The following is a 25,439-nucleotide window of genomic DNA, read 5'->3' on the forward strand; positions in this document are numbered from 1 at the left end:
CCGGTTGTCGGTGAGTGATCGATAGCGAGGCCGCGGAGTCTTGAGTGATATCACGCATAATCTTGCTCCAACTGATCTAGGATCGTTTGCTGTAAGGTGGCGCAGGCACCATCAAACAAGCGAGGAGGGCGAGTGTCGGGTAGCGGCAGACGCTGAGCTTGGGCGGGGGAGCCTTGCAGTACATATAACTGATCAGCCAGCCGCACCGCTTCTTGTGGATCATGAGTGATCAGCACCACCGTTTTATTTTTGAGTAGCGTGGCAGATAAGGTTTGCAACTTATGCCGGGTTACGGCATCGAGTGCCGAGAACGGCTCATCCATCAAAACCAGTGGCTTGTCTTGCATCAGAGTGCGGGCTAGTGCCACCCGTTGCCGCATTCCTCCTGAAAGCTGGGCAGGTTTGGCGTCGGCATAGTCCGCTAAGCCAACTTGTTCGAGCAAGTGAATTGCTGGTTGCTTTTCCGCTGCGGGATTGGAGTGCGAGCCAGAAAAGCGCGCACTTAAGCGAACGTTATCCAAGACATTGAGCCACGGCAACAACAAATCCTGTTGTGCCATATAGGCGATCCGCTCGCGCAGCGGTAATCCGTCGCTGGTTGTTAGCTTACCTTGCCAAACTGCTTGCTCATCTAACAAGCCAGCCAGATAGCGTAACAGCGTGGTTTTTCCGCAGCCGCTGCGTCCCAATAACACCGTCCACTGACCAGCAGGAATGGTCATGTTGATGGTTGCTAATGTCGCCGTCTGGCTGTCTTGGTATCTCAGACTGGCATCACTAAGCTCAATCCCCATTGCTTTAGCGCACATCGTGGTGCCCTGCAAAGAAGTGGTGTACCGGGCCGTGACCTTGACCCACTTCCAGCTCATCGGCATGAGCGATCGCTTGAGAGATGTAGTGCTTAGCGAGATGAACCGCATGGCTAAGGTGATGGCCTTGTGCAAGATAAGAGGCCATCGCTGCAGAAAGAGTGCAGCCTGTACCATGAGTGTTGTTGGTGGGGTAACGTTGTGCCCTGAGCAGTTCGGCACCCTCTGACGTGATCAGCAGATCATTGCTATTTTGATCCTTCTGTAGATGACCGCCTTTTAACAACACGGCGTTAGCGCCAAGCGCGCGAAGATCATCCATCATCGCCTGCATTTCTGCTTCGGATTCGGGTACTGATTTGCCGGTTAATGTCGCACCCTCAACAAGATTGGGGGTGATGATGTCTGCAAGTGGGATGAGTAATTGCTTCAATGTGCTGATCGCGGATTGCTCCAGTAAGAGATCACCGCTGGTGGCAACCATAACCGGGTCAATCACTAGATATTTGGGTTGGTATTGTTGAATTTTATGCGCCACCACTTTGATGATATTGGCATCCGCCAGCATACCGATTTTTACCGCCACGATATTGAGATCGCTAAAAACAGCATCGAGTTGACTGGCTACATGTTCGATTGGGATTGGAAAAATGGCTGACACGCCTTGGGTATTTTGTGAGGTAACGGCGGTAATGACTGAGCATGCAAAACTGCCCGTTGCCGAGATGGCTTTTATGTCGGCTTGAATGCCCGCCCCGCCACCACTGTCTGAGCCGGCGATGGTTAATACAATAGGAATGGTTGAGGATCGGATCTGGTGAGAACAAAACGGTGATGGTGCTGCCATGGTCGCTCCTATAGCAAGACGTATAGGAACTGACTTTGCCGGCTAAGAGCGGATCCCGTTTCGGATCGGCTGTAGCGTGCCTGAGAAATAAGGCGCAAGGTAAAGTTTTTATAGTTCCCTACGTCAGTACGAACTGAATCAGGTTCAACGGGTCTCGAATTTCGATCTCAGCCGACGTTTATCACGTGGCCCCCGACTATTTGCCAAGGATGATAACAGGACGTTTAAGCAAGCGATACGTTTTTTGAGTGGATGTGAGCGATAAGGAGGATGAGTGGTGGTCGGTGTCAATACTCCGCAGTGTCCAAGCATTTTGCTTATATCCGCTTCACACAATGCAGGATATTTCCTTAAGAAAGCTATCGCGGTTGAGTATGATGTTACACGCAACATTCCCCTAGCTTTATTATGGGAAATGATAATAAGTCGCTCAGATGGCGGAACAATGGCTTGATGTAAAGTCACTCGCTTACAGTTGGCGGCACAAAATCTGGTGCCATCCGCAGGCCTAAGGGGTAACGTATGATCCAAATTGTTATAGATGGTAAATATCGTATCGTTGAGGCAGGGCAAACCGTACTGCAAGCCGCTAAAGTGTGTAGGGTCGAGATCCCATCGCTGTGTGGCCTGAATCGCTCGGCAGAAAAAATGGCCTGTGGTTTGTGTGTGGTTGAAGTGGAAAGTGGCGGTATTCACCGCGCTTGTGAGCTTGAAGTTTACAATGGCCTCAGCGTAAAAACCCAATCTGCCGCCCTTTCACTCCAGCGTAAACAGGCACTTAACCGGATTATGAGTGACCACTATGCCGACTGTGAAGCGCCGTGTAAAACGGCGTGTCCCGCCGGTGTCGATATTCAATCTTATCTTTATCATCTGTCGCAAAACGACCAGCAAAAAGCGATTGAAGTTATCAAACGCACCTTGCCGATGCCCTTGTCGATTGGTCGGGTCTGCCCTGCGTTTTGTGAATCTGAGTGTCGCCGAGCGCTGGTCGACGATCCGCTTGCCATTCGTCAATTAAAGCGCCATGCCGCGGATGCCGATCTTGCTGCACAACAAGCCTATACACCCGAGAAAAAAGCGGAAAAAGCCAAGCGCATCGCGATTGTCGGTAGTGGCCCAGGCGGCTTAACCGCTGGTTATTACCTCACTAACGAAGGCTATCAAGTGGATGTGTTTGAAGCGATGCCGCAAGCGGGTGGATGGCTGCGTTATGGCATTCCAGAATACCGGTTACCGAAAAGCATTCTGGATCAAGAGATCGAATTAATGTGCCGTAACGGTATGATGATCCATACCAATCAAAAACTTGGCCGCGACATCACCTTATCGCAATTAAGTGTGGATTATGATGCGCTATGTCTGGCAATCGGAGCTTCACAAGCCGTGGCTATGCACTATCCGGGGAGCGATCTGGCCGGTTGCTATTTGGGGGTGGATTATCTGAAAGACTTTGTCACTGAGCCGCGCTTTATCACCGGCAAGAAAGTCGCGGTGATTGGCGGCGGCAATACCGCGATTGATTGTGCCCGTACCGCAGTGCGAACCGGGGCTGACACCACTCTTATCTATCGTCGTACTCGCTCTGAAATGCCGGCCGCAGAGTATGAAATTGAAGAAGCTGAACATGAAGGGGTGAAGTTTCTGGTTTTAACTAATCCGCTAGAAAATATCGCCGATGAGCACGGGCGGGTGTGCGCGGTCAAGTTGGAAAAAATGGCCCTTGGTGCCGCAGATACCTCCGGGCGTCGTCGTCCTGAAGCAACGGGAGAATATTTTACGGAATCGTTTGATACTGTGATTGCCGCGGTTTCTCAGCAGGTGGATTTGAGTTTTATGCAAGGTGAAGCATTAACCATTCCACTCACGCGTTGGAATACGGCCGAGGTCAATCCACAAACCATGCACAGCGGGATTGGCAATATTTTCTGCCTCGGCGATTTTCGGCGTGGCCCGGCCACCGCAGTAGAAGCGGTCGCCGATGGCCGCCTTGCTGCGCAGGCGATCGACCGTTATTTGGAAGGTGGCATCGACCACATTCCTGTGATGCCTTTTAACTCACGTAAAGAGAAGAAGCTCCAGCAGGTCGACTCACACCATTTTGCCCATATTCAAAAAGTGGCGCGCACAATAATGCCAGAGCTCACATCCGCACAGCGTGAACAGTGCTTTGCAGAGGTAGAGCTCGGTTTTGATCATACCCAAGCGATGGCCGAAGCGGCGCGCTGCTTAGAGTGTGGCTGCCAAGTCAATACCGCGTGCAACTTGCGCGATTACGCGACAGAGTATGGTGCAGCGCAACACTTTGACCATTCGGTGAATATTAACAGTGATGAACAATGGCAAGCACTTCGTCGCAGCGATCCGCGCCATAAATATATGGTCGACCGCAGTTCACAGTTTATTGTGTTTGACGCCAACCGCTGTATTCGTTGTGGACAGTGTATTCAAGCCTGTCGTGAACAATCTGTGCAAGGCGTGCTGAGCTTTATGCAGCTTGAACATGGTCGTCCTGTGCTGCGCCCTGATTGCCGTCCGAATTTCGGTGGTCAAGGGGTGATGATGGGCGATTCTCGTTGTGTGCAATGTGGTGCTTGTGTACAAGCGTGCCCTGTTGGGGCGATGACCGATGCGCGTGATCGCTCGCAAGGGCGTGAAACTGCCTTACACAAAGTTGATACCATTTGTACCTATTGCGGTGTCGGTTGCAAGTTGACCATGCACGTCGATCAAGTGGCAAACCGCATTCGCTATATTGAAGGGGCAGACTCGCCGGTCAATCAAGGCATGTTGTGTGTGAAAGGCCGGTACGGTTTTGACTTTATCGCCAGCAAAGAGCGCCTCACCACCCCACTGATCTGCAAAGATGGCCGGTTGCAACCGGCCAGTTGGCCAGAAGCAATTACCTTGATTGCGAGTAAATTCCGTACTATCAAACAAGATTTCGGTGGTCGCTCATTGGCTGGTTTCTCTTCGGCGAAAACCACCAATGAGGACAACTACGCCTTTCAAAAATTTATGCGTCGTGAGTTGGGGAGCAATAACGTAGATCACTGTGCTAGGCTTTGTCACGCATCGACCGTCACTGGATTAGAAGCCTCGCTCGGCAGTGGCGCGATGACCAATGACATTCCTAGCATCAAACATTCCGATGTGATTTTTATTATTGGATCTGATACTTCAGCGGCGCATCCGGTGATCGCCTCTCACATTAAACAAGCGGTTCGTCATTATGGTGCACGCTTGATTGTGGCGGATCCGAAACGCATCGCGATGGCCGATCATGCCGAACTTTATTTGGCGCATCGTCCGGGGACTGATGTAATGTTGATCAATGGTGTGATGCAGCAAATCATCAAAAATGGTTGGTACGATAGCGAGTATATTGAAGAGCGGGTTGATGGTTTTGATACCATGTTGCAATTGGTGATGTCGCCTGCTTATGCCTTAGATAAAGTCGAGCTGGTCACGGGCGTAAAAGCGGACGATATCTTTGCGATGGCGCGAATGATAGGCACTGCAAAGCGCACCGCGGTGTATTACTCGATGGGGATCACCCAACATACCACCGGCCATGATAACGTGCGCTCGATCGCTAATTTGCAACTGCTGTGTGGCAACATAGGGATAGAAGGTGGAGGTATCAACCCATTACGCGGTCAGTCTAACGTGCAGGGCGCTTGTGATATGGGGGCGCTGCCCAATACTTACCCTGGCTATCAAAAAGTGTATAACCCATTGGTGCGCGAAAAATTTGCTAGTGCATGGAATGCACCGGATCTCTCGGTTGAACCTGGTTTAACCCTAACCGAAATCATCGATAGTGCGTGTCGCCGTGAGGTGCGCGCTTTGTATGTGATGGGGGAAAATCCGGTACTGAGTGATCCTAATCAGGCACATGTGATTGCAGGTTTACAAGCGCTGGATTTCTTAGTGGTGCAAGATATTTTTCTTACTGAAACCGCACAATACGCGGATGTTGTGTTGCCCTCCTATTCGTTTGCTGAAAAATCCGGTCACTTCACCAATACTGAGCGTCGTGTTCAGCGTATTTATCCGGCGGTTAATCCACCGGGTGAAGCGAAAGAGGATTGGCGCATTATTCAAGACATCGCCAATGCGATGGGCAGTGATTGGCACTATCGTTCGGTGGCTGACATTACCAATGAAATCTCGCGGGTCACACCACAATATGCAGGACTCCATTGGGACAACATTCCCCGTGATGGTGTGCAGTGGCCGAGTAGTAAAAATAATCCTGCCGGAACACGCATCATGCATCAAACCCAATTTACCCGTGGTAAAGGGCAGATGGAGGCGATCCCATTTCGTTATGCCGCTGAACTGCCGGATCAAGAGTTTCCATTGGTGCTGACCACTGGGCGAGTGTTAGAGCAATTTCATACCGGCACCATGACGCGCAAAACCCCCGGTTTGAACAAGCTGGCCGGTCCACGTGCCATGATCAGTGTGCAAGATGCTGAGGCGCTTGGGATTGGCAACGGTGATATGCTCAAAGTGTCTACCCGGCGTGGTGAAATTGAAATCGCCGCCTTTGTCACCAAACGCATGCAAGCTGGTGTGGTGTTTATTCCATTCCATTTTGTCGAATCACCCGTCAATCGCCTAACCACGAGTGCTACTGATCCGCATGCAAAGATCCCAGAGTTCAAAGTCGCTGCGGTGCGAGTCGAAAAACTGCCGACTTTGCCAAGTAATGGCAGTAGTGTTTGACGCTCTCGATGATCTCCGGTTGTCAATATCTCATGCTGAGTGGTAGCGCGGGCATTATTACCATTATGTTCTATACTCAAACGGCGTGGAGTTGCAGATGCGCGCTAAGTGACTGACAAATTGAGCCTATTTAGGCGCGCCACTGGTGATATCAAGGATGCTTTTATCGTCTCTATCAGCATAGACAAGCTATGTGTCGGGGTGATATGCCTAGCCATCAAATAAGTGGTGTTTTTTTATGGATGTCATCGTTGACATCAGGGCAAGATCATGAACGTTTTTTGCGCAATGCGAGGTTAAGTTTGACCTGACGTGCGGGCTGTGATCTTATGCTCCTTTTTTAAGGAGCTGCCATGAATATTAATACCATCAAAGAGCACTTCAGCATCATCCGTGACGAACGGCAAAGCACAAAAGTTGACTACCCTCTGTTTGATATTTTGTTTGGTTCAATCTGTGCCGTGATAGCCGGTGGTCAAGGCTGGACCGACATTCGTGAATATGTTCTTGGTCACCATGAGTGGTTTCTTAAACAAGGTCTGTTTGAAAACGGTGTGCCTATTGACGATACCTTTGCTCGTCTGATCGCAGGTATTGACCCTGCCGAGTTTCGCGACTGCTTCCTGGGCTGGATGAATGCGGTACATACCTTGACGTGTGGTGAGGTGGTTGCCATTGATGGCAAGACTTTGCGCGGCTCCTACGATAGAGATGGCAGACAAAGCACCATCCATATGGTGAGCCCTACGCGAGTGCCAACCAACTGGTATTGGGCCAACTCAAAACTGACGATAAGAGCAATGAAATCACCGCAATTCCGGAATTGGTTAAGATGCTCGACTTGCGCGGAGCCCTCGTGACGATTGATGCGATGGCCTGCCAGACCAAAATTGCCAAGGTAATTACCAACAAAGGCGGTGATTACTTATTCGCAGTAAAGGGAAACCAAGGCAAGTTGTCGGCAGCCGTACAGGCCGCCTTCGCCCCACACCGTCGTGCTCCGATTGAAAAAAACACCTATCACATCGAAAAACAGAAAGGCCGTGTTGAAGCACGAACTTGCCATGTACTCAAGGCCTGCGAGTTGGAGGGTGACTTCTCTACGTGGAGCCGACTAAGCAGTATAGTCATGGTTGAAAATTACCGAGTAGCAAAAGGCAAAGCACCAGTGTTGGAGTACCGCTATTACATAAGTTCAGCGGACCTGACTCCGGAGCAAGCTGGAAATGCTATTCGAGCCCACTGGGGCATTGAGTCAATGCATTGGATTTTAGATGTGAGCATGCGGGAAGATGCTTGTCAGATTTACCGAGAAAACGCAGCTGAAAACTTGGCAGGGTTAAGACACATGGCGCTTAACATGCTAAGAGCTGAGCCAACCAAAATTAGTGTGCCAATGAAGCAGAAGCGTTGCATGATGAACCCCGGCTTCTTGGAGCAAGTCTTGTTAGCTGGATTTCAGTTGGCGGCTAAATTCTAACCATTCATGCGGACGCCCTGGGGATTGGTGTGGGTTAATTCTTATTTTGACATTGCTTGTTGTTATTTATTTATGTTTTTGTATCTTTCCTGCTGATGTTTTATTGGTGTTCAGATTAGTTACGACTTAATTATTTTATTATCTCTGCCGTTTTGTTGTACAAAGTGTAATTAAATGTTTCTGGCGAATAAGGGGTGGCTAACGCTATTGTAATAAAAGCATGACATTACTATTAGTTTTTGTTTTATTTCTATGCTTTGGTATTGATGATTGTTATGCGGTATGGCTGTGATTGAATTATTTTATTGAACCGTGATCTCAGATGTTTTTTTGAGATTGCATTTTTGATTGATTTGATTGCGTGCTGTGCGATGGTTTGTATTTATCGAGTGATATTTACATTTGCTTACATCCAGATGAAACAGAATGAAATTGTTTTCTTCTTATAATAGGAGAGAAAATTTGTTCAATTAAATAAGTCTGGTAACGATGAAAAAATCAACATTAACTTTAATGCCAACCATTCTTGCGTTAGCAGTAGGAATGGCGATGCCTGCAGCGCAGGCGGCAATCAACAGTAATGCTTCTATCGTTGGCTCACAGAGCGAATGGTGGAATAACTACAAAGTCACATTGACTAACAATGGCAACAATCCAGTCGAACTGCGTGATGCCAGTATTGTGTTTGATAGCAACCTCTCTCTAACGACACCTTCTTGGTCAGCTACCGGCATTTCATACCCAAGCATGAGCTTTAGCAGCACCGCACAAGGTTCAGTATTTAATAACCGCTTAACCTTAGGCTTTGATCAAGGCAGTTGGGTTAATAGCCAACTGTTGCCGGGTGCGAGCATCGAGATGACGTTGGGCGTGAGCGGCGTTCTCGATCTAAGTCTGCTGCAAAGTACGATCACCGTGGAGACAGATGGTGAGGTTGAGCCAGGTCAACCTGAACTCTCTTTGGAACTGGCTTCTCCAGTTCAAGGTGCTGAATTTATTGAAGGTCAAGTGGTTGCGATGCTGGCTAACGTAAGCGTTACCAATACCACGGTGAAAACCGTAACTTTCTTGGTTGACGGTGAGCAAATTGCCGAGCTGACACAAGCACCATTCCAAGCGAGCTGGATTGCGGTGGGCGAGGGTGCACACTCGATCAAAGCGATCGTAGAAGACACTTCAGGTTTGCTTAAAGAGCAAGCGGTACGTATTACCGTAAAAGCCGAAGAAATTGATCCACCGGTTGAGCCAGAGCCAGAACTGCCAGTTGCTCCGCAGATTGAACTGACCAATCCACGTAATGGACAAACGGTATTTTTAGGCAAAGCCACCACGTTAGCGGCCAATGCGAGTGATGAAAATGGCGATCTGACGGCGGTTGAGTTTTTAGTCAATGGCAGTTTGATTGGCCGTGTTGCTCAAGCCCCATATCAACTGGCTTGGACTCCAGCAGCGCTGGGTCAATACACTATTGAAGCGATTGCTTATGATGCCGCTGGGCATCAAACGTCAACGCCAACCATCACCGTGAATGCCCAAGAGATGGGCACCGGTAACCTAAGCTGTGACATCAAACAAATTTATCGTGAAGATGGTACTGAATGTATGGGTGATGATCACCCACGCCGGATCATCGGTTACTACACCTCATGGCGTACCGGTAAAAATGGCCTGCCAGCTTATTTAGCCGGCGATTTACCGTGGGAAAAACTCACTCACATTAACTACGCATTTGCCAGCATCAATCCTGCTGATTTCAGTATGCAAGTGGATGAGTCGGCAACTCAAATGACGTGGGATAATGTACCAGGTGCGGAGATGGATCCTGCTCTGCCGTATCAAGGTCATTTCAACTTGCTGAGCAAATTCAAGCAGCAGTACCCTGATGTTAAAACACTGATTTCGGTTGGTGGCTGGGCAGAAACCGGTGGCTTCTATCCAATGACCACTGATCTGGCTTCTTGCTCCGTGAACATGGAAGGCATTAAGGCGTTCAACCAATCAGCAGTCGATTTCATCCGTAAATACGATTTTGATGGGGTAGATATTGACTATGAATACCCATCATCGATGAAAGATTCTGGTAACCCCATTGATTTCGAGCAGTCAAACAAATGTCGTGGCCAACTGTGGGATAACTACATGGTAATGATGACTGAACTGCGTAAAGAACTGGATAAAGCCGGTGAAGAAGATGGTCGTCGTTACATGCTGACTATCGCGGCACCATCGTCGGGTTACCTACTGCGCGGTATGCAAGACTTCGCGATGCAAGATGTTCTGGATTACGTCAACATCATGTCTTACGACCTGCATGGTACGTGGAACGAGTTTGTCGGCCCACAAGCCGCACTGTTTGATGATGGTAAAGATGCTGAACTTGCCAAATGGGGCGTGTACACGACCGCAGAATATCAAGGCATTGGCTACTTAAACCAAGCGTGGACGCACCACTTCTTCCGTGGCGCCTTTAAACCAAGCCAAATCAACATGGGGATTCCTTACTACACCCGTGGCTGGCAAGGCGTGAGCGGCGGTGAGAAAGGTCTGTGGGGTCGTGCGGTTGAGCCTAACCAATCGTCATGCCCAGAAGGTACCACTGTTTGTGGTTGGGGCGCGGAAGGTACCGATAACATCTGGCATGATCTGGATGAGAATGGCAATGAAATCAAAGCCGGTGTCGTGCCAATGTGGCATGCCATGAACCTGATGCACGCTGATGCACTAGGCATTGATGGAATGCCAAGCTATGGTCCTGCGTGGGGTATGGATCCGACCAATCCAAAACACCTGATTGAAGGTAAGTATGAGCGGGTATGGAGTCAAGATCTGCAAACAGCATGGCTATGGAACGACACCAAAAAAGTGTTCCTAAGCATTGAAGATAAAGACTCACTTAAGCCAAAACTGGACTACATCGTCGATAACGGTTTAGGCGGCATGATGATTTGGGAAATGGCCGGTGACTACTCGTATGATGCGGTAAAACGTGAATACGTGATTGGTTCGGACATGACCTCTTACGCTCATGAAGTGTTTGCAGCAGCAGAACCGATGGATATTCGCCATAACGATCTGCCACAGCCTGACTCGGTGATTGATGTCACCGTTTCAACCACGGATTGGCCAGAAGGCGACAGCAACTACCCAATCAACCCAACGGTAGTGTTCAAAAACCACTCAGACGTTGCCATTCCTGGTGGTTCGACGATTGAGTTCTTAATGCCAACTTCAACTGGTGACATTGTTAAAGATTGGAGTGGTGCAGGGCTTAAAGTGATCGAAAGTGGCCATACTGGCACTAACTTCTCGGTCAACGGTGAGAAGAAACTGTTCCACAAAGTGGCCGTGACTCTGCGCTCAACCGAAACGATCCCTGCCGGCGGTGAGTACAGCGTCGATATGGTGTACTACACCCCAGTCTCTGGCGTGGCTAACGGCGTGCGCTTTATCGTGGGTAACGAAACGGTCGGCTTGAAGAAAGACTTCCCAACATTGCCAGCGTTTGAAGGTGCCACCGATGGCGGCAATGGGAACGAAGGTGGTGCGGGTCAATCTTGTGCCGATGCCAGCATCAACCCGAATGGCTTGAAAGTGTACCCAGAGTTTCCACGTGGCGACCACGCGGCAGGTGGTGAGCAACTGATCCACAATGGTTCTGTATGGCAAGCCAACTGGTGGACGAACAGTACACCATCCAGCTCCGATGCATCATGGAAAGCGGTGTGCAAAATCTAAGTTAACTACCGTTCATGAAACATAAGCCCAGCCATTTGGCTGGGCTTTTCTATGCTTGGAAAAGGGATAAGAAAAATGGAAAAGGCGTTTAACGCGCCAGCATGGGATAGGTGAAAAACAGCAAGTGAGCGAAGTTAAATAAGAAATGCACGCCCACGCTGACCCAAAGACGCCCGGTAAAATGGAACACCAAACCATAGCCAAGCCCCGCAAGGGCGGCGAAGATCATTAGTAATGGACCACCCGCAAAATGGGCCATACCAAACAGCGCACTGGCGATCAAAAGTCCGACAATGGCGCCAAACTGCTGCTGAGCCTTTTGCTGAATCAAACCACGAAATAGCGCTTCTTCTGCCACACAAGTAAATAGCAAATTGTTGAGTGCAAAAATCCACCACCATTCCGGCAATGACCATTCAAACGCCAGCGCGCCTAGCCAAACGGCGATCGGCAAGAGAGCAAATAAAGGTACTAAGCTCAGCAGTGTGGCCTTGATGTTTGGAGTTTTAGACTGACCCAGTAGTGCTGGAAACGCGAGTAACAGTGCAAAAAACACCAGCGGTTTATCTAAATTTAGATAAAGGCTGAAAGGGGTACTGTGCGCACTGGCGATCACTTTATCCAGCACTTTGAGGTTAGAAAAACCGGGTAGCCAATGGAGAAATAGCGCCAAACACCACAGCAGCAAAGCAACCCAAGCGGTCGTGCGCCAGTGTGATTGACCATTCGCAGCCAGATACGCCAGAGCAAAACCAATACCGACGATTCCAGCGCCAACGAAGGTGAGGTGACCACTTCCTAATGCACTGAGCAGAGTGATGATCAGTAGTCCCCAACTAATGCGGTGATAACGAGTGAAGCCCGCCATGATCGCTAAGGCCAGCGGTAGCCAAAGCAAAGCGGATGCAGAAAGTAACATATTGATATCCTATTTATTGCCTCTTGCTTCAAGAGCTTGAGTATTTAAGGCTGGGATAATGACGTGCTAAGCGAGCAAGGACAAGCCACGAAGTCAGGCTTTCTTACTGGTTAAACCTGTTGAACAGCTATACCGTGAGCCTTTTTTGCACGTTGACAGTGATTGAATGTAACGATAAAACTCAAAAGTAACGAATCTTGAGTGTTTTTTGAGTTTTATTGTTGCTTATTGAGTGGTTGAAGAAGGTAAATTATTCACGTCAACTTAACGAGGAGAATCTCAATGAAAGCACGTTATATTTTACCTGTACTCGCTGCTGCGCTCGCTTTTCCTGCGCTGAGCAGTCCGGTCATGACCATCACCAGTCAAGATATCCAAGAAGGCAGCCGCATGGCGAATCATTTTGTCTTCAATGGTTTTGGTTGTAGCGGTGATAATTTGTCGCCACAACTGAGCTGGAACAATGCGCCGCAAGGCACCAAAAGTTTTGCCATTACCGCTTATGACCCCGATGCGCCGACTGGCAGTGGTTGGTGGCACTGGGTAGCACTGGATATCGCGGCGGATCAACACGCCGTGGCTCGTGGTGCAACCAAACAACTTAAAGGAGTTCGTGAGCTGAACAACGATTACGGCTTTAGCGGCTTTGGTGGTGCTTGTCCTCCACAAGGCCACGGTATGCACCGTTATCAATTTACGGTTTGGGCACTCCCTTTCGAAAAAATGGAGATCCCGCAAGGCGCTTCGAATGCTTTAGTCGGCTTTATGCTGCGCGCTAATGCGCTTGAGCAGGCCACGCTAACCGCAACCTATGTGAATGAATAATAAGGAAGATAAATGAGCAAAGTGATCGTGCAGACTGGGCAGTTTAAAGGTTTGCGTAAACAGCCTCTGCATAATGTTTTGATCTATGCGCCTACCATTATTTGGGTAACGCATGGACATAAACAGCTCTGGTGGCATGACACGACGCTCAATTTCCACGCAGCTGATTGGCTGATGTTGCCAGCCAATCAGTATCTTACCTTTGTCAATGTGCCGCAGCAGGCGCAGTTTTATTCACGCACCTTGACTTTGCATGAAGCGCCTCCGGCAGAGTGGATTGCGCAATCTAGCCAAACAGCACTCACACACGAGCCGAAAATCAAAGTTAGCGGCGCACTGGCTTACTGCTTTGAGCTTCTTTATGGGATGAACCAGAAATCCCTTAGTCAAGAAACCCAGCGCCAGTTTGTGCTCGGTTTTTACGCGCAACTGCGTGATGAGAAAGCACTGCATCTACTGTTTCCTCACGATAATGCTTCGATGCGTGAGCGTGTGGCGCGTTATCTGAGTGTCAATCCGGGTGATGAACACAGCATCGAAACGGTGGCCACGCACTTTGCGATGAGTCGCGCAACCTTGGCTCGCCATTTAGCGGGTGAGGGGAGTGGCTTTCGTGAAGTATTGAGTGAAGTGCGGATGAACTATGCGCTTGCCTTGCTGCAAGAATTACGCCCATTAATGGACGTGGCGCTGGCTTGTGGCTATCAATCACTGACCCGTTTTTCTGCGCGCTTTAAGCAGCAGTTTCAATTAACGCCTTATCAATATTCACAAACTTTGTTGGCTGAGATGAGATAACATTGGGTGAGGTTAATGAGGTTAAATAGCATAAGAGCCACTTCACGTGGCTCTTACTGTATCGGCTAGTGCGAGATTAGATGCCTGCGCGCTTGAGTAATCCAGCCATTAGTGCTGAGCTGGATTTCACCTGCTTAGATTTGTTCAGTAAATTTTTTGCGAGGGTTGGATTATCAATCCCTTTGGCGATAAACGACATCGCATGATAAAAATCACTGGCTGATTTAACTTTTTTCGCATCATTCAGTGGTGCCAGCAGTTTCACCATTTCGGTGCCTTTCATCTTTTTCTCGGTGGCATACACTTCCACCGCATCCAGTAGTAGGTCGAGATCGCCCATCGCTTCGGCGCTTTCTACCCCTTGTTTTTTCATCTCTTTTTGGTTGCGTTTGCGCAATTGCTTGATCATAAACGCAGGTTTATTGATCTTTCTAAAACCCAAATACCCGGCCGCGATCACCAGTACAATTCCGCCGACCACATATCCCCAGATTGAGCCGCTGGATTCAACAACAGGCTGAACGGTTTGGGTAGCAAATTCGACGGTAGTGGAAACATCAGACATCTTACAAATCCTATCGGTGGTGCTTCGAAACAGAAGCGAATAATGAATCTAGCGCGGTCGATGACGCATTGCGATACGTCAATCTTTATTGAAAAGCACAACTTTTTCACCAGCTTTACCGCCATCAATGGGGATGGCTTGCTACAAAACCAAGTCAATTACTGCACACGGCTCTATTTGCTTACTCAGTTTGCGGGGGAAGCTCACAAAAATTGCCGCACGAGAAGAGCTGCGAGCTGAAGTCATTTATGTCACGAAAAATTAATTTTTCGATGCGTTGCTGATCTTTTGAAACTTAACCATATTGTCATTACAGCGTCATAAACATAAAGCTTAAGGAGTTCACTATGGAACACGTTGAAATGGTACAACCTAGTGTGCTGGGTGTTGTGGGTCGTATTTTAGTGTTTTCCTTGCTGGCATTAGGAGTCACTTTCATCTTGCTGTAATGGCACAATCCCCTTCCCACTTGAAGCTGCAGCGGTGTTGGCTAGATTCGTTCACCCCAATCACATAGTTTGTCTATGCTCATGGCGATTCACTCACTTGCCGCCTACCTGCAACTCCAAGTTATTTGGGTATAAAAATTGCTGGCCGAGTTCAAAGCTCGGCTTGCAAAATAAGAGCAAGATCTCCTTTTCCACTTTTCAATAAAAAAAAGCCTCGATTCCATTGAAAAAGCCTATATTGTCCCCATTTTAGAATCGTTAGCGGTTCCCTTGTGGTGGAATTTTTAGCACTTGATTGGGTTTTCAGAAGATTGGCTTGACTGTTACGGGGATTCACTCGACAGCTTAGGCTGTGGTCGTTAGAATGTCGCGTCTGAAATTTTGTCCTGAGACTAATCGGAGATACCTTTAGTTAAAGATATCGCTCATTAGTCTGGTTTTCGGGTCATGTACTTGAAAACCGATGCTCAATATTTACATTTCAGTGTTCAATCGGGCACAAAACAACAATGCCGTCTCACCTTGTGGTGTTGGCGCATGATGCTCAGAGATCCTGAGCCAGTTTTTGAGGTTTAGAAATAATGCAAGTTACTGTTGAAACCCTAGAAGGCCTACAGCGCCGTCTGAATATTACTGTTCCAGCTGCCAACATCGAAGACGCTGTAACATCAGAATTACGCAATATCGCGAAGAATCGTCGTTTCGATGGTTTCCGTAAAGGCAAAGTGCCAATGGCGATGGTTGCAAAAATGTACGGTAAAGCTGTGCGTCAAGACATGCTGGGCGAAGTCATGCACCGTCATTTCATTGAAGCGATCGTAAAAGAGAAAATCAATCCAGCGGGCACTCCGACTTTTGCTCCAGTTGAAATTGCGGAAGGCAAAGATTTGGTTTTCACTGCAACATTTGAAGTGTACCCAGAAGTTGAACTGAAAGGTCTAGAAAACATCAGCGTAGAAAAACCAACTGCTGAAGTGACTGACGCGGATGTGGCAGAAATGCTGGAAACACTGCGTAAGCAACAAACTACTTGGAAAGAAGTTGACGAAGCTGCAGATAACGGCAAACGTGTTTCTATCGATTTCGTTGGTTCGATTGATGGTGAAGAGTTTGAAGGCGGTAAAGCGGAAAACTTCCCTCTGGAAATGGGCGCTGGTCGCATGATCCCTGGTTTTGAAGACGGTATCGTTGGCAAAACTAAAGGTATGGAACTGGTGATCGACGTGACATTCCCAGAAGAGTACCACGCAGAAAACCTGAAAGGTAAAGCCGCTCAGTTCGCGATCAAAGTCAACAAAGTTGAAGCGCGTGAACTGCCAGAGTTGAACGATGAGTTTGTAGCTCGTTTTGGTGTTGCTGAAGGTGGCGTTGAGGCTCTGAAGGCGGAAGTGCGTAAAAATATGCAACGTGAACTGCATCAAGCCATCAAAGCGCGCATCAAAGAGCAAGCGATTGAAGGTTTGGTAAAAGAGAACGAAATCCAAGTTCCTGCGGCTCTGATCGAGCAAGAAGTGAATGCGCTGCGTCAACAAGCAGCACAACGCTTTGGTGGTAATGTTGAAGCCGCTGCTCAATTACCAAGTGAACTGTTCGAAGAGCAAGCTAAACGCCGTGCAATGGTTGGCCTGCTGCTGGGTGAAGTGATCCGTACTTATGATCTGAAAGCGGACGAAGAAAAAGTTCAAGCGCTGATCACTGAAATGGCGACGGCATACGAAGATCCAACAGAAGTTGTAGCTTACTACGAGCAAAACCAACAGTTGATGAACAATATGCGTAACGTTGCTCTTGAAGAGCAAGCGGTAGATGCGATCATTGCGAAAGCACAAGTAACTGAAAAAGCAATCAGCTTTAGCGAGCTGATGAACCCAGTTGCCGCTTAATCAGCAAACTGTCGTGTAGAAGGTTGACGTAATAAGCAATCATCTGCTAACAATGGTCCGTATGATACCCATCATTCGGGCCATTTATTTTAGGGATATAAGGCTATGATCTATCAAGAAAAAAATGCAATGTCGCCGATTGTTGACGCACTAGTGCCTATGGTGGTTGAACAAACCTCCCGTGGTGAGCGCTCCTACGACATCTATTCTCGCCTACTTAAAGAGCGGGTGATTTTCTTAACTGGTCAAGTAGAAGATCACATGGCAAATCTTGTTGTGGCTCAACTGCTTTTCTTAGAATCTGAAAACCCTGATAAAGATATTTTCCTCTACATCAACTCGCCAGGTGGCAGTGTGACCGCAGGGATGTCGATCTACGACACCATGCAGTTTATCAAGCCTAATGTGAGCACTGTGTGTATGGGGCAAGCCTGTTCAATGGGTGCTTTCTTGCTTGCGGGTGGTGCGCCAGGTAAGCGTTATGTGCTACCGAATTCACGCGTGATGATCCATCAACCACTGGGCGGATTCCAAGGTCAAGCATCGGATATTCAAATCCATGCACAAGAAATTTTGACTATTAAGAATAAGCTGAACCGCTTACTGGCAGAGCACACCGGTCAACCACTCGAGGTGATTGAGCGTGATACGGACCGTGATAACTTCATGTCGGCCGATCAAGCAGTAGAATATGGTTTGGTGGACGCGGTGCTGAAACATCGCGCTGGGTAAGCGGGTAATTGTATAACGCATTTCTGATGGAATTGTTATACACTCAAACCAAAATGAGTAAAGGCTAAGAGGTTAGCGAATGACAGATAAAAGCAAAGAGGGCGGTAGCAGTAAACTGCTGTACTGCTCTTTCTGTGGCAAAAGCCAGCACGAAGTTCGCAAACTGATCGCAGGTCCGTCGGTATACATTTGTGATGAGTGCGTTGATTTATGCAACGACATCATTCGTGAAGAGATAAAAGATGTTCTACCGCGAAAGGAATCGACGGCGTTACCAACGCCAAGAAAGATTCGTGAACATCTTGACGACTATGTGATTGGTCAAGAACACGCCAAAAAAGTGTTAGCGGTTGCGGTATATAACCACTACAAGCGTTTACGTAATGGTGATACGACAGGGGATGGCGTTGAACTTGGCAAAAGTAATATTTTGCTGATTGGCCCAACCGGTAGCGGTAAAACCCTGCTGGCAGAAACACTGGCGCGTTTGTTGGATGTGCCATTTACGATGGCCGATGCGACCACGCTGACTGAAGCGGGTTACGTGGGTGAAGATGTAGAAAATATTATTCAAAAGCTGCTGCAAAAATGTGATTACGATGTCGCCAAAGCAGAGCGTGGTATTGTCTATATCGATGAAATTGACAAAATTTCTCGTAAGTCAGAAAACCCATCGATTACCCGTGATGTCTCGGGTGAAGGGGTTCAGCAAGCGTTGTTGAAACTGATCGAAGGCACGGTAGCCTCTGTGCCGCCACAGGGTGGACGTAAGCATCCGCAGCAGGAATTCCTGCAAGTGGACACTTCAAAAATCTTATTTATCTGTGGTGGCGCTTTTGCTGGCCTAGATAAAGTGATTGAACAGCGTGTGGCAACGGGCACTGGTATCGGTTTTGGTGCGGATGTGCGCTCTAAAGATAACAGTAAAACCTTGAGTGAACTGTTTACTCAGGTTGAACCAGAAGACTTGGTGAAATACGGTTTGATCCCAGAATTTATCGGTCGTTTGCCTGTTACGGCAACGCTGACTGAGCTGGACGAAGCGGCATTGATTCAAATTCTATGTGAGCCGAAAAATGCCTTGACTAAGCAATATGCGGCATTGTTTGAATTAGAAAATGTTGACCTTGAGTTTCGCGAAGATGCGCTAAAAGCCATTGCGGCTAAAGCGATGAAGCGTAAAACTGGGGCACGTGGCTTACGTTCTATCCTTGAAGCGGTACTGCTAGAAACCATGTACGAACTGCCTTCAATGGATGAGGTCAGTAAGGTGGTGATTGATGAATCCGTGATCAACGGTGAGTCAGCTCCGCTGCTGATCTACAGCGCCAATGAGAGTCAAGCCGCAGGCGCAGAGTAATCTCAAGTAACAAAAAATAATCAGGAGGTATTCAATACCTCCTTTTTTTTATTCTGTCATTGAATCCAGTCAGTTAGCCCCCATATACTGCGTAACAAATGCAAAGCGGAAGAGAGAAAAATATGAACTTGGAGCGTTCCGAGCGTATCGAGATCCCCGTACTACCCCTGCGTGACGTGGTTGTCTACCCACATATGGTCATCCCTCTGTTTGTTGGCCGCGAAAAATCGATCCAATGCTTAGAAGCCGCCATGGATCACAACAAGCAAGTTCTGTTGGTCGCCCAAAAGAAAGCGGAAACTGATGAGCCGACAGTGGCCGATTTATTTGAAGTCGGGACCATCGCCACCATACTACAATTGCTGAAATTACCTGACGGTACGGTAAAAGTGCTGGTTGAAGGGCAGCAACGCGCCAAAATTACCCAGTTCTATGAAGAAGAATATCTTTTGGCGGATGCGCAGTATCTGATCACCCCTGAGCTGGATGAACGTGAGCAAGAAGTGGTGGTACGCAGCGCGATTAATCAATTTGAAGGTTTTATCAAACTGAATAAAAAGATCCCGCCGGAAGTGTTAACCTCACTTAACGGGATTGATGAAGCGGCGCGTCTAGCGGATACCATTGCAGCGCATATGCCACTCAAATTGGTTGATAAACAAAAAGTGCTCGAATTGCTCGACGTGACTGAACGTTTAGAGTTTTTAATGGGACAAATGGAGTCCGAAATCGAGCTGCTGCAAGTCGAGAAGCGTATTCGCACTCGAGTTAAAAAACAGATGGAAAAATCGCAGCGTGAGTACTATCTGAATGAGCAGATGAAAGCGATCCAGAAAGAGTTGGGTGAAATGGAAGATACACCTGATGAATTTGCCACCCTGCAAAAGAAAATCGAAGACTCGAAGATGCCTAAAGAGGCACGCGAGAAAACCGAGCAAGAGCTGCATAAGCTGAAAATGATGTCGCCGATGTCAGCGGAAGCAACCGTGGTGCGCAGTTACATTGATTGGATGATTAATGTGCCGTGGACTAAGCGCAGCAAAGTCAAAAAAGATCTCTCCAAAGCGGAGGAGATCCTCAACGCCGATCATTATGGTTTAGAGCGGGTTAAAGAGCGTATTTTAGAATATCTCGCGGTACAAAGTCGAATTAACAAGCTGAAAGGGCCGATCTTGTGCTTAGTTGGACCACCGGGGGTGGGTAAAACCTCACTAGGCCGTTCAATTGCTGCCGCTACTGGTCGCCAATATGTACGTATGGCACTGGGTGGGGTGCGCGATGAAGCAGAAATCCGTGGTCATCGCCGTACCTACATTGGTTCTATGCCGGGTAAGCTCATTCAAAAGATGGCGAAAGTCGGGGTTAAAAACCCGCTGTTCTTGCTCGATGAAATTGACAAGATGTCCTCTGACATGCGTGGCGATCCCGCTTCTGCCTTGCTAGAAGTGCTCGATCCAGAGCAAAATAATTCGTTTAACGACCACTATCTGGAAGTCGATTACGATCTTTCTGATGTGATGTTCGTCGCGACATCCAATTCGATGAATATTCCGGGGCCGCTACTTGATCGGATGGAAGTGATCCGCTTATCGGGTTACACCGAAGATGAAAAACTCAATATTGCCAAAGATCATCTGGTCAATAAGCAAATTGAACGCAATGGCCTGAAAGCCAGCGAAATTGTTATCGAAGACTCAGCGATTGTTGGCATCATCCGTTACTACACCCGTGAGGCTGGAGTGCGTGGCCTAGAACGTGAAATTTCCAAAATTTGCCGCAAAGCGGTGAAGAAAATTTTGTTGGATAACAGTGTTAAAACCGTAGTGATTAACCAACAAAACTTAAAAGAGTTTTTGGGGGTTCAGCGTTTTGACTATGGCAAGGCGGAAGAGAGCAACCGAATTGGTCAAGTTAACGGTTTAGCTTGGACCGAAGTGGGCGGCGATCTGCTGACCATTGAAACCCAATCGATGCCTGGGAAAGGGAAGCTCACTCAGACTGGTTCACTTGGCGATGTGATGCAAGAGTCGATTCAAGCCGCGATGACCGTGGTACGCTCGCGTGCCGAAAAATTGGGCATCAACCCCGATTTTTACGAGAAAAAAGATATCCACGTGCATGTGCCAGAAGGCGCCACGCCTAAAGATGGCCCAAGTGCGGGTATCGCGATGTGTACGGCGTTGGTATCGAGCTTGACTGGCAATCCAGTCAAAGCCGAAGTGGCGATGACCGGTGAAATTACCTTACGTGGTGAAGTATTACCGATTGGTGGTTTGAAAGAGAAGCTGCTGGCAGCACACCGCGGCGGGATTAAAACCGTGCTGATCCCGAAAGATAATGAGCGTGATCTGGAAGATATTCCGGACAATGTGATTGCCGATCTGCAAGTGCTACCAGTGCAGTGGATCGATGAGGTACTCAAGGTTGCCTTAGAGCAAGACCCGACAGGGGTTAGCTTTGAGAGCAAAAAGAGTGATGCGCAGCAAAAATAAGTAAATCTTTACGCTGATAGACCTAAAAAGGCTTGTCAGCGTTTTTTTTGGGCGCTAACGTTACGAGCTATAGCTTGTAGCCCTGATGCAACAAGGCTTTAGGCTAGTTTAAACTTTAATGGAACGAAATCGGCACCGATAAAATAATAAAGGGTGACCAAAGGGGAATCACAGTGAATAAGACACAACTAGTAGAACAAATTGCCGCTAATGCAGACATCTCTAAAGCCTCTGCAGGTCGCGCTCTTGATGCATTTATCGAAGCGGTAAGTGATACGCTTCAATCTGGTGACCAAGTGGCACTGGTTGGTTTTGGTACATTCAGCGTACGTACTCGTGCCGCGCGTACTGGCCGTAATCCAAAAACCGGTGAAGAGATCAAAATCGCTGAAGCAAAAGTGCCTGCATTCAAAGCAGGTAAAGCGCTAAAAGACGCTTGCAACTAATTTAAATCAAGATTTTGCGGTTTTTTTGCAAAATCTCTGCGAACCTTTTGAAATTATGCGCATCCTACTGATGCGCATTTCTTTTTCTGATATTATCGCGCCATTCACTTTGGGCTTATAGGCCTGATATCAACCCCGGAGAGTAGTAGCATTATGATGGATCGATTACGCGAAGGCGTGAACAGCATCGCGGTTAAAATTATCCTTGGATTAATTATCCTGTCTTTCATTTTTGCTGGTGTAGGTAACTACCTGATCAGTGGTGGTAATAATGCGGCCGCTAAAGTAGGCAATGCAGAAATCAGTCGTGGTGACTTTGAGCAAGCCTATCAAAACGAACGTAACCGTATGCAAGCTCAACTGGGGGATTATTTCTCCAATTTACTGGCGGATCCGGCTTATGTTGCTTCTTTCCGTAAATCAGTACTGGATCGTATGGTCAACGATTTGTTGATTGAGCAATATGCAGCCTCACTGGGTTTGCGTGTCAGTGATCAGCAAGTGCGACAAATGATTTTAGAGATGCCACAGTTTCAGCTACAGGGCCAATTTGATCAGGAACTGTACCAAACGGCGCTACGCCGCGCAGGATTCTCGCCTGATATGTTTGCTGAGTATTTGCGTACCGATTTAGTGCGTAACCAGTTAATCAGTGCGTTGCAAGGTAGTGAATTCAGTTTGCCTGGTGAAGTGAATTTACAAGATCAATTGATCTCACAAACACGAAATATCCGCACCATTGCTTTATCCTTGGCTGATTTTGCCCAAAAAGTGACTCTGAGTGATGAAGAGATTGAGCAATATTACCAAGCTAATACAGAGCGTTTCACGCGTCCAGAGCAGATCAAAGTCTCTTACATTGAGCTGTCAGCCGACGGATTAAAAGCGACTTTGAGCATTGATGATCACGCTGCACAGCAGTTCTATCAAGAGCATCTGGACAAATACTCCACGGCAGAGCAGCGTAAGATAAGTCATATCCTGATTGAGGGCGATGATGCGCAGTCAGCACAGGCCATTTTGGATCAACTGAAGGCGGGTGGTGATTTTGCAACTCTTGCCCAACAAAAATCTCAAGATGTAGGTAGCGCGCAAGATGGTGGCTCATTGGGCTGGATTGAGCGTGATACGATGGATCCGGCTTTTGAAGCGGCGGCATTTGCACTTACCGAACCTAACCAAGTCTCAGGTTTGGTCAAATCGGAATTCGGTTATCACATCATTCGTCTGGATGAAGTGAAAGCCCCTGTGGTTAAACCATACAGTGAGGTTGAACAAGCGATCAAACTAGAACTGGCCGATCAACAAGCATTAGATAGTTTCTATGCCAAACAAAGTGAGTTGGAAAAGCTGGCTTTTGAGCATGCCGATTCTCTGGATGACGCAGCTAAAGCCATTGCTGGTACAGTGGAGCACACTGAGTTTGTCTCATTCACACAACTTCCCGATCCACTGGCAATACCTGCCGTCCTACAGGTTCTCAAATCAGCAGAAGTTAAAGAAGATGGCCTTAACTCTGAACTGATTGAAGTAGCACCAGAGCATGTCGTAGTGGTGCGTGTTGAGGAGTCACGTCCTGAAACCCTATTGCCTCTGGCTGAGGTCAAGGCTCAAGTGGTTGAGCAATTGTCACGCATGAAAGGTGAACAGCAAGCCTTAGAGTTGGCTAACCAACTGGTTGCTGGTTTAGCGGCGGGTAATAGTGCGCTACTAAGCGAATCTGGCTTAGCTTTTGGTGAATCGCAAATGATTGATCGCAGCTCACCACTGGCCAATACCGTTTATGCGATGGTTAAACCGCAAGATGGACAGCAAGTGTACGCACAAGCTAAAGATTTTGATGGCAACATTGTGGTGATTGAACTGAATAAGGTAGAAAGTAAAACCACCCCTGCTTACCATGAGCAAATTGCTAGCCAACTACAGCGGATCGGTGCACAGCAAGATTTGACCGGTGTGGTTAGTGTATTACGCCAAAGTACTAAGATTGAATATCACATTGCGACCGAATAAGCAGTTACGATGTAATTGATATGTTTAAATAAACGGGCTATAGCAATAGCCCGTTGTATTTATATTAAACCGTAATTTTCGCCTCGATTTAACCTCGCTATGCTGCGGACTCCATAACCCAATATGAGAGTCTATTATGCAATTCAAAACTAGAATGATGACGGCCTTGCTTGTACTGTGTTTACCTGCCGCTCCGATGTTGACTTGTGCACAAGAGGCGACATCGGTTGCACCGATCGAAGAAGGAATAGTGATCACGGTAAATATTAATACCGCATCAGCAGAAGAGCTGGCTACTTTACTGAAAGGGGTTGGTATTAAGAAAGCACAAGCGATTGTGGATTATCGACAAACCAATGGCCCGTTTGCGAGTGCTGATGATCTTACCCAAGTGACTGGAATTGGAGAGTCTATCGTGCGCCAAAATGCAGCAAGAATTTTGCTATAAACTGGCTGATGATTTGGCACTGTCAGTGTGTGGATAGGATTTAACACGAATACTCATTGTGAAACTCGGCTTAGGCCGAGTTGATTTTTTTAACTGGATCGGCTTTTTCTGGCTATTCTCAGGACTCTTACCTAGCACCTCGACGCCTTTACACTTATAATTCTACGCCGAAAATGCGGACGTGCTCTCGACCGCCTAAAACAAAAAGTGGAGAAAAACATGTCTTCTCATACGCCGATTGTTACCGTTGATGGGCCTAGCGGTGCAGGTAAAGGCACATTGTGCATGTTGTTGGCTAAACAACTCGGTTTTCAACTTTTGGACTCCGGAGCGATCTATCGCGTACTCGCACTGGCGGCGCTTCATCATGGGGTAGATCTTGAATCGGAACCGGCGCTAGTTCCTCTGGCGACCCACCTTGATGTTCAATTTATTGCCGAAGGCGATTTGGTCAAGGTTATTCTCGAAGGTGAAGACGTTTCTCGTGAATTGCGCAAAGAAGAGACGGGTATGGCGGCATCAAAAGTTGCCGCATTGCCACGTGTTCGTGAAGCGTTGTTACGTCGTCAACGAGCATTTGCTAGTGGTATTGGTTTAGTCGCGGATGGGCGCGATATGGGAACTGTGGTTTTCCCTACGGCAGAAGCCAAAATCTTCCTTGATGCTAGCGCAGAAGAAAGAGCGCGTAGACGCTTCAAGCAGTTGCAACTCAAAGGGCTTGATGTTAAATTTGACGCCCTTTTAAGCGAAATTCAGCAAAGAGACGATCGCGATAGAAATCGTGCTGTGGCTCCTTTACGTCCTGCTGAAGACGCGTTAGTGCTAGATTCAACCACATTGACTATCGATCAAGTGGTTGAACAAGCGCTACAATATATCGAATCTAAACTGGTGTGAGTTAATC

Annotated in this window: 16 protein-coding genes, 1 pseudogene and 1 riboswitch; of the genes and pseudogenes, 13 read left to right on the forward strand and 4 right to left on the reverse strand. The window is 47.8% G+C overall.

Annotation, left to right across the window (positions count from 1 at the left end; translation table 11 throughout):
- Positions 1-50 precede the first annotated feature (50 nt).
- The gene (locus G7083_RS10350) at positions 51-809 is read right to left on the reverse strand and encodes an ABC transporter ATP-binding protein (protein ID WP_166014696.1); all 759 of its coding nucleotides are present in this window, start codon (positions 807-809) and stop codon (positions 51-53) included.
- A complete protein-coding gene (thiD, locus tag G7083_RS10355) occupies positions 799-1,656 on the reverse strand; it encodes a bifunctional hydroxymethylpyrimidine kinase/phosphomethylpyrimidine kinase (RefSeq protein ID WP_166014697.1) in 858 nt (285 codons plus the stop codon). Before thiD ends, G7083_RS10350 begins: the two co-directional genes overlap by 11 nt.
- A gap of 98 nt (positions 1,657-1,754) precedes the next feature.
- A riboswitch (TPP riboswitch) is annotated at positions 1,755-1,861 on the reverse strand.
- Positions 1,862-2,178: 317 nt separating this feature from the next.
- On the opposite strand from thiD, the gene fdhF reads away from it, so the two are divergent.
- The 3 genes and pseudogenes from fdhF to G7083_RS10370 all read left to right on the forward strand — a co-directional run bounded on the left by fdhF (position 2,179) and on the right by G7083_RS10370 (position 11,605).
- On the forward strand, positions 2,179-6,390 hold the full coding sequence (gene fdhF / locus G7083_RS10360) for a formate dehydrogenase subunit alpha (protein WP_166014698.1): 4,212 nt from the start codon (positions 2,179-2,181) through the stop codon (positions 6,388-6,390).
- Between the two features lie 353 nt (positions 6,391-6,743).
- Positions 6,744-7,870 (forward strand): annotated as a pseudogene (locus tag G7083_RS10365) (ISAs1 family transposase).
- A 513-nt stretch (positions 7,871-8,383) separates the two neighbouring features.
- Positions 8,384-11,605 (forward strand): glycosyl hydrolase family 18 protein, encoded by a 3,222-nt coding sequence (locus G7083_RS10370; RefSeq protein ID WP_166015040.1) that lies wholly within the window; start codon positions 8,384-8,386, stop codon positions 11,603-11,605.
- 88 nt (positions 11,606-11,693) lie between these two features.
- Here the strand turns inward: G7083_RS10370 and G7083_RS10375 are convergent, their stop codons facing one another.
- Positions 11,694-12,524 (reverse strand): CPBP family intramembrane glutamic endopeptidase, encoded by an 831-nt coding sequence (locus G7083_RS10375; protein WP_166014699.1) that lies wholly within the window; start codon positions 12,522-12,524, stop codon positions 11,694-11,696.
- Positions 12,525-12,806: 282 nt separating this feature from the next.
- On the opposite strand from G7083_RS10375, the gene G7083_RS10380 reads away from it, so the two are divergent.
- The gene (locus tag G7083_RS10380) at positions 12,807-13,349 is read left to right on the forward strand and encodes a YbhB/YbcL family Raf kinase inhibitor-like protein (RefSeq protein WP_166014700.1); all 543 of its coding nucleotides are present in this window, start codon (positions 12,807-12,809) and stop codon (positions 13,347-13,349) included.
- Between the two features lie 12 nt (positions 13,350-13,361).
- Positions 13,362-14,147 (forward strand): AraC family transcriptional regulator, encoded by a 786-nt coding sequence (locus tag G7083_RS10385; protein WP_166014701.1) that lies wholly within the window; start codon positions 13,362-13,364, stop codon positions 14,145-14,147.
- A 76-nt stretch (positions 14,148-14,223) separates the two neighbouring features.
- Here the strand turns inward: G7083_RS10385 and G7083_RS10390 are convergent, their stop codons facing one another.
- Positions 14,224-14,712: a hypothetical protein gene (locus G7083_RS10390; protein ID WP_166014702.1), complete on the reverse strand. Its 489-nt coding sequence runs from the start codon at positions 14,710-14,712 to the stop codon at positions 14,224-14,226.
- Between the two features lie 1,030 nt (positions 14,713-15,742).
- Here G7083_RS10390 and tig point away from each other — a divergent pair.
- The 8 genes from tig to cmk all read left to right on the forward strand — a co-directional run bounded on the left by tig (position 15,743) and on the right by cmk (position 25,432).
- Entirely contained in the window at positions 15,743-17,044 is a 1,302-nt protein-coding gene (tig, locus tag G7083_RS10395) for a trigger factor (protein ID WP_166014703.1), read from the forward strand.
- Positions 17,045-17,149: 105 nt separating this feature from the next.
- Positions 17,150-17,776, forward strand: coding sequence for an ATP-dependent Clp endopeptidase proteolytic subunit ClpP (clpP, locus tag G7083_RS10400; RefSeq protein ID WP_166014704.1), 627 nt, complete (start codon positions 17,150-17,152; stop codon positions 17,774-17,776).
- Positions 17,777-17,855: 79 nt separating this feature from the next.
- The gene (gene clpX / locus G7083_RS10405) at positions 17,856-19,136 is read left to right on the forward strand and encodes an ATP-dependent protease ATP-binding subunit ClpX (protein WP_166014705.1); all 1,281 of its coding nucleotides are present in this window, start codon (positions 17,856-17,858) and stop codon (positions 19,134-19,136) included.
- A gap of 122 nt (positions 19,137-19,258) precedes the next feature.
- Positions 19,259-21,628, forward strand: coding sequence for an endopeptidase La (lon, locus tag G7083_RS10410; RefSeq protein WP_166014706.1), 2,370 nt, complete (start codon positions 19,259-19,261; stop codon positions 21,626-21,628).
- A 173-nt stretch (positions 21,629-21,801) separates the two neighbouring features.
- A complete protein-coding gene (locus tag G7083_RS10415) occupies positions 21,802-22,074 on the forward strand; it encodes an HU family DNA-binding protein (protein WP_166014707.1) in 273 nt (90 codons plus the stop codon).
- A 153-nt stretch (positions 22,075-22,227) separates the two neighbouring features.
- On the forward strand, positions 22,228-24,087 hold the full coding sequence (gene ppiD, locus G7083_RS10420) for a peptidylprolyl isomerase (protein ID WP_166014708.1): 1,860 nt from the start codon (positions 22,228-22,230) through the stop codon (positions 24,085-24,087).
- A gap of 136 nt (positions 24,088-24,223) precedes the next feature.
- A complete protein-coding gene (locus G7083_RS10425; protein WP_166014709.1) occupies positions 24,224-24,535 on the forward strand; it encodes a ComEA family DNA-binding protein in 312 nt (103 codons plus the stop codon).
- A gap of 219 nt (positions 24,536-24,754) precedes the next feature.
- Entirely contained in the window at positions 24,755-25,432 is a 678-nt protein-coding gene (gene cmk, locus G7083_RS10430; RefSeq protein ID WP_166014710.1) for a (d)CMP kinase, read from the forward strand.
- Positions 25,433-25,439 lie beyond the last annotated feature (7 nt).

Source organism: Vibrio sp. HDW18, assembly GCF_011306175.1.
In the GTDB taxonomy this organism is placed as follows: domain Bacteria; phylum Pseudomonadota; class Gammaproteobacteria; order Enterobacterales; family Vibrionaceae; genus Vibrio; species Vibrio chanodichtyis.

Coding starts and splice junctions, on each gene's coding strand:
- G7083_RS10350 (WP_166014696.1), bottom strand. CDS start 809: ATGTGCGCTAAAGCAATGGGGATTGAGCTTAGTGATGCCAGTCTGAGA.
- thiD (WP_166014697.1), bottom strand. CDS start 1,656: ATGGCAGCACCATCACCGTTTTGTTCTCACCAGATCCGATCCTCAACC.
- fdhF (WP_166014698.1), top strand. CDS start 2,179: ATGATCCAAATTGTTATAGATGGTAAATATCGTATCGTTGAGGCAGGG.
- G7083_RS10370 (WP_166015040.1), top strand. CDS start 8,384: ATGCCAACCATTCTTGCGTTAGCAGTAGGAATGGCGATGCCTGCAGCG.
- G7083_RS10375 (WP_166014699.1), bottom strand. CDS start 12,524: ATGTTACTTTCTGCATCCGCTTTGCTTTGGCTACCGCTGGCCTTAGCG.
- G7083_RS10380 (WP_166014700.1), top strand. CDS start 12,807: ATGAAAGCACGTTATATTTTACCTGTACTCGCTGCTGCGCTCGCTTTT.
- G7083_RS10385 (WP_166014701.1), top strand. CDS start 13,362: ATGAGCAAAGTGATCGTGCAGACTGGGCAGTTTAAAGGTTTGCGTAAA.
- G7083_RS10390 (WP_166014702.1), bottom strand. CDS start 14,712: ATGTCTGATGTTTCCACTACCGTCGAATTTGCTACCCAAACCGTTCAG.
- tig (WP_166014703.1), top strand. CDS start 15,743: ATGCAAGTTACTGTTGAAACCCTAGAAGGCCTACAGCGCCGTCTGAAT.
- clpP (WP_166014704.1), top strand. CDS start 17,150: ATGATCTATCAAGAAAAAAATGCAATGTCGCCGATTGTTGACGCACTA.
- clpX (WP_166014705.1), top strand. CDS start 17,856: ATGACAGATAAAAGCAAAGAGGGCGGTAGCAGTAAACTGCTGTACTGC.
- lon (WP_166014706.1), top strand. CDS start 19,259: ATGAACTTGGAGCGTTCCGAGCGTATCGAGATCCCCGTACTACCCCTG.
- ppiD (WP_166014708.1), top strand. CDS start 22,228: ATGATGGATCGATTACGCGAAGGCGTGAACAGCATCGCGGTTAAAATT.
- G7083_RS10425 (WP_166014709.1), top strand. CDS start 24,224: ATGCAATTCAAAACTAGAATGATGACGGCCTTGCTTGTACTGTGTTTA.
- cmk (WP_166014710.1), top strand. CDS start 24,755: ATGTCTTCTCATACGCCGATTGTTACCGTTGATGGGCCTAGCGGTGCA.